General features: G+C 73.1%; 3 protein-coding genes and 1 pseudogene. All 4 read left to right on the top strand.

The annotated features are described in order from the left end of the window. Window positions 1–403: pseudogene (locus tag HUW36_RS24460) on the top strand (hypothetical protein); the annotation flags it as partial. Next, window positions 400–1,725, top strand: coding sequence for a VWA domain-containing protein (locus HUW36_RS24455; protein ID WP_174530319.1), 1,326 nt, complete (start codon window positions 400–402; stop codon window positions 1,723–1,725). The pseudogene HUW36_RS24460 and the gene HUW36_RS24455, both read left to right, overlap by 4 nt. Window positions 1,726–1,738: 13 nt before the next feature. Continuing rightward, entirely contained in the window at window positions 1,739–2,854 is a 1,116-nt protein-coding gene (locus HUW36_RS24450) for an ATP-binding protein (protein WP_174530318.1), read from the top strand. Then, window positions 2,851–5,510 (top strand): DUF5682 family protein (locus HUW36_RS24445; protein WP_174530317.1); only part of this gene is annotated, 2,660 nt, incomplete at its 3' end. The genes HUW36_RS24450 and HUW36_RS24445, both read left to right, overlap by 4 nt.

Genomic DNA, 5,510 nt, shown 5'->3' with positions numbered 1-5,510 from the left:
CACCGCCGCCGCGGTCCCGCCGCTGACCCGCCACCCGGCCGCGATCGCCGAGCCGGTCCTGGTCGAGGGCTACACCGTCCGCGACGACGACGCCGGCCTGTTGCTCGACCTGGACGGCCGGGCGGTCCCGGTGACCGTCGACCGACTGCCCGCCGCCGGGCCGCTCACCCCGGCGCTTCTCGCCGCCTCCACCGCCTGCCTCGCGCTGCTGCGCTGGGACGACGGTCGCTGGCTGCTGCAACCCCTGGCGGTGCGGGCCACCGTCAAGCGGCAGGTCGTCGAGGCGCACAACGGCGACTGGGCGTGCGGTGTCACCGACGCCAAGGCGGCGAAGGCCGAGGCCAGGGCCGGCGACGCCGTGGCCGTGCTGCGCGAACGCGCGGGACGGTTGCTGCGCCGATGACCGACGACCGCGCCCACGCCAACCGCCGCCAGGTGCTCTACTGGCGGCTGCTCGCCCGCCTGTTCCACCCCGACGAACAGCCCGGCCTGGAGTCGGCGAGCGTCGCCGTCGTCGACGACCTCGGCCTGCCCGCCGCACTGCTGGACCCCGCCGTCTCCGTCGACACCGTCGTGCAGCGCTTCCCGGCGCTCGCCGACGAGCTGCGCGGCCTGCTCACCGCCGACGACGACACCACGGCCGTCGCCGGGGCGTTCCAGCCCGGCGAGACCGAGGTACGCCGTGCCGCGCTGGTGTCCAAGCTCCTGCTCAACGTGTTCGCCACCGGCTCCGGTGAGGTCAGCGCCGGGCAGCTCGCCCGCTGGCAGGCCGACGCCGGCTGGTTCGAGCAGGCCTGCGGCGTCGACGTCGGCGAGCTGCGTCGCGAAGGCTCCGGCCTCGGCGCCACGCTCGCCGGCATCGAGGGCGACCTGGTCGGCCGGATGCGCCTGCGCGAGGTGCTCGCCGATCCGACGCTGGCCGCCCGGCTCACTCCGAGCATGTCGCTGATCGAGCAGCTGCTACGCGACAAGTCGAACCTGTCCGGGGTGGCGCTGGCCAACGCCAAGTCGCTGATCCGCCGCTACGTCGACCAGGTCGCCGAGGTGCTGCGCACCCAGGTCGCGCAGGCCACCGTCGGCACGGTCGACCGGTCGGTGCCGCCCAAGCGGGTCTTCCGCAACCTCGACCTGGACCGCACGATCTGGCAGAACCTCACCAACTGGAGTCCGGACGACGAACGCCTCTACGTCGACCGGCTCTACTACCGGCAGACCGCCCGGCGGACCACCCCGGCCCGGCTCATCGTGGTGGTCGACCAGTCCGGCTCGATGGTCGACTCCATGGTCAACTGCACCATCCTCGCCTCCATCTTCGCCGGGCTGCCCAAGGTCGACGTGCACCTGATCGCGTACGACACCCGGGCGCTGGACCTCACCCCGTGGGTGCACGACCCGTTCGAGGTGCTGCTGCGCACCAACCTCGGCGGCGGCAACGACGGCCCGGTCGCCATGGCCCTGGCCCGCCCCAAGATCGTCGAGCCGCGCAACACGGTCCTGGTCTGGATCTCCGACTTCTACGAGTTCGACAGGTCCCAGCCGCTGTTCGACGGCATCGAGGCGGTGCACCGCTCCGGGGTCAAGTTCATCCCGGTCGGCTCCGTCAACAGCTCCGGCCACCAGAGCGTCAACCCCTGGTTCCGGCAGCGCTTCTCCGACCTCGGCACCCCCGTCATCTCCGGCCACATCCGCAAGCTCGTCGTCGAGCTGAAGAACTTCCTCACCTAGGAGAGCACCCCTGATGTCCGACATGCTCCGCGCCCCCGCCGAGGTCAAGTACGCCGACGAGCTAGCCTACCTGGAATCGGTCGACACCGGCCCGAAGCCGTTCTCCTGGCGGCTGAGCCCGCGCATGGTCCGCCTGTTCGTGCTCGGCTCCGAACGCGCCGACGGCCTCGACCGGGAGATCCCGCAGAAGTGGTTCGGCGACCGCAGCTTCGTCGAACGCAGCATCGTCACCCTCGCCTCCGACCGTGGCCTGCTGCTCATCGGCGACCCCGGCACCGGCAAGAGCTGGCTCGCCGAGCTGCTCTCCGCCGCCATCTGCCGCAACTCCACGCTCGTCGTGCAGGGCACCGCCGGCACCACCGAGGACCACATCAAGTACTCGTGGAACGTCTCCATGGTCATCGCTCGCGGCCAGTCCCGCGACTCGATGATCCCCTCGCCGATCATGACGGCGATGGAGCAGGGCGTGATCGGCCGCTTCGAGGAGCTGACCCGCTCCACCAGCGACGTCCAGGACGCGCTCATCTCGATCCTGTCCGAGAAGTACGTCTCCATCCCCGAGCTGGACCACGACAACATCGTCTTCGCCCAGCCCGGCTTCTCGATCATCGCCACCGCCAACAGCCGCGACCGGGGCGTCAACGACCTCTCCTCCGCCCTCAAGCGCCGGTTCAACTTCGTCCGCATCCCGGTCGTCACCAACAAGCGCAGCGAGGCCGAGATCGTCCGCTTCCGCACCGAGGAGCTGCTGCGCCGGCACCGCATCGAGCTGGACGTGCCGCCCACGCTGCTCGACATCCTGCTGCAGAGCTTCGCCGACCTGCGCGCCGCCGCGACCGCCGCGAGCAGCGACGACGAGAAGCTGGAGTCGGCGCTGTCCACCGCCGAGCAGATCGGCGTGCTGGAGGACGCCATCCTGCACAGCCAGTTCTTCGGCGACCGCACGCTGCGCGCCCAGACCCTCGCCGGGTCGCTGATGGGATCGCTGGCCCGCCGCAGCCCGGAGGACCTGGCCATCCTCAACAAGTACCTGCACGGGGTGGTCGAGCCCCGGGCCAAGGCCGACGACGGCGGCGACTGGGCGGGCTTCCTCGACGGCGGCCGCCAGGCGATCGCCTCGCTGTCATGACCGCCCCCGCCCCGACCAGCCTGTTCGGCGCGCTGCGCGACCAGCTCACCGACGCGGCCGCCGCCTTCGCCGACTCCCCCGACGCGCTCGCCGGGATCCTCGCCGGCATGGTCGACGACGTCGACCGGGCGCTGCGCGAGCGGCTGGAGATCTTCCCGGTCTGCCACCACTCCCCCGCCTCCGCCCTGGCGATGGCACGCCGGCTGCGCGCCCGCCCACCGAAGGTGATCTACCTGGAGCTCTGCGAGGACCTGCGCCCCCTCCTTGACGAGCTGCGCAACTGCCGCCTGCCGGTGGCGGTGCAGGCGTTCGCCACCGAACTCGACGGCTTCCCGGCCGAGTGGAGCCCGCTGAGCGTCATCGCCCCGATCACCGAGGCCTCCGCGGAATACCAGGCCATCGCGTACGCGCTGGACACCCCCGGCGTGGAGCTGGTGCTGGTCGACCGCTCCACCGACCACGTCTTCCAGTGGACCCCCCGGGCCGACGGGCCCGACGCGGCACCGACGTCCGACGAGGACGCCGCGCTGCACGGCGACGCGGTCGGGGTGGAGATCGGCGACCTGCGCCCCCGCTTCGCCGAACTGGAGGCGTACCTGCTGCACCACGGCAAGGTGCGGCACTGGTCGGAGTGGTGGGACCAGTACGTCGAACGGCCGCTCGCCGACGCCGACCACGACACCTACCGGCAGGTGATGGTGCTGATCGGCAGCCTGTTCCGGCGGCTGCGCCCCGCCGCGTCCGCCCGCGACGACCGCGACGAGGACCGCGAGCGTCACATGTGGACCCGGATACGCCAGCACCTCGCCGCCTCCGGCGCCGACCCGGCCGACTGCCTCTACCTCTGCGGCGCGTTCCACGCCGCCAGCCACGTGGAACAGTTCGGCCTCGACTCCACCGCACCCGACTTCGCGATCAGCCCTCGCACCGGCACCCGCTGGCGCTACGGCCTCATCCCGTCCAGCCACTCGGCGATCGAGGCGCAGTTCGGCCTCGCCCCGGGCACCGTCTCGATCGCCGCCGCGAACTGGAGCACCGCGGTGGCCCGCAGCGGGCTCACGCCGTACCGGCTGGCCGGGCAGCAGTCCGGCAAGAAGGGCCGGCGCGCCCGCACCGCCCCGACGACCACGGCGCCGCAGACGACCACCGACCGCCTCACCGGCTTCCTCGCCGCCCCGCCCACGCTCGACGGGCTGGACGAGGCGGAGCTGCGCGGCTGGTGCGTCGACATCGTCCGGCTCGCCCGCCGCAACGGCTACCTCGCCAGCACCGCCGACGCGATCGCCGTGTTCGAGACGTCGATCCTGCTGGCCGCCCTGCGCAACCGCGCCCGCCCCACGCCGTACGACTTCGCCGACGCGGCGGTCACCTGCATCGAGAAGGACGTGGTGCCCGGCCGACGCGACGTCCGCCGGCTCTGCGAGATCCTGCTCGGCGGCGACCGGGTCGGCCAGGTCGGATACGACTCCCTCCCACCCCTGGCCCGCGACGTCCTGGACCGGCTCCACCCGCTCGGCCTCGACCTGGAACGGCGCACCGTGCAGCGGGCCCTGCTCGACCTGCGCGCCGACCCGGCGCTGGAACCCTGCTCCGACCTGCTGTGGATGCTGCGGCACCTGCTGCCCGCCGACGCGGTACGCCCGATCATGGGTGAGCGCCGCCTCGGCCACCGCTCCACCCAGGAGAGCTGGGACCTCGCCCTCGGCCGCAACCAGCGCGCCCTCATCGAGCTGGGCTACGAGGGCGTCACCGTCGAGCAGGTGCTGGAGCAACGGCTGCGGCGGGCGGTCCGCGGCCCGGACGCCACCGCGGCCGGCGCGCTCGCCGCCGTCGAGGACGCGCTCCGCCTGCTCGACAGCCCCCGCCTGGTCGACGAACTCGGCACCCGGGCGGTCGAACTGCTCGCCGCCGAACGCACCGTGGACGACGCACCCGAGGTCCTGCGCCGCATCCGCCGGCTGCTCGCCCACCACCGCACCACCGCGCCGGCCCTGCCGGCCTGGTGCCGGGCGTTCGTCACCACCGGGTACGCCCACTACTGCACGCTGCTGCCCACCGCGTTCGTCGACGAGGCGACAGGCGTCCGCCAGGTCGGCGCGATGCTCGGCTTCCTGTTCGGCATGGAGAGCCTGGCCCTGTCCCTCGGCTGCGACCGGTCCCAGCTCGAACTGGCCGTCGCCCAGGCCCACCCGGGGGCGCCGGCCAAGGTGGCGCTGCTCTGGGCCGCCCACCACCAGCTCGGCCTGCTGCCCCTGGCACAGCTGCGCGAACGCTGCGCCGAGCTGCTGGCCAACCCGCTGGTGGTGCCCGCGTTCCCGCAGTACCTGTCCGGCTTCGTGCACGCGCTCGAACCGGTGCCCGGGCTGGCGCCGTTCGTCGTGGAGACCATGTCGGCCGCGTTCGCCGGCCTGCCCGACCCGGTGCTCCTGCCCTGGCTGCCCACCCTGGTCACCACGCTGCGCGAGCACGGCGCCGAACTGGTGCCGCTGCTGGTCCGCGAGGCGGAGCGCACCTTCCCCGCCACGCTGCCCGCGCTGGACGGGTGGACACCGCCGTGGGCCGCCGGGCCCACGCCGCCGGCGGAGCCGACGAGCACGGTCGAGACCGGCGCGGCGCACGGCCTGGTCAGCGCCCACCCGCAGGCCGTGGACGCGGT

Source organism: Micromonospora maritima (genome assembly GCF_902825405.1).
GTDB classification, from domain to species: domain Bacteria; phylum Actinomycetota; class Actinomycetes; order Mycobacteriales; family Micromonosporaceae; genus Micromonospora; species Micromonospora maritima.
Note: the sequence above shows the minus strand (reverse complement) of the source record. Positions and strands in the feature narration are given on the sequence as shown.

Excerpts from the sequence above, each read along its gene's own strand:
- HUW36_RS24455 (WP_174530319.1), top strand. The coding sequence starts at position 400 with ATGACCGACGACCGCGCCCACGCCAACCGCCGCCAGGTGCTCTACTGG.
- HUW36_RS24450 (WP_174530318.1), top strand. The coding sequence starts at position 1,739 with ATGTCCGACATGCTCCGCGCCCCCGCCGAGGTCAAGTACGCCGACGAG.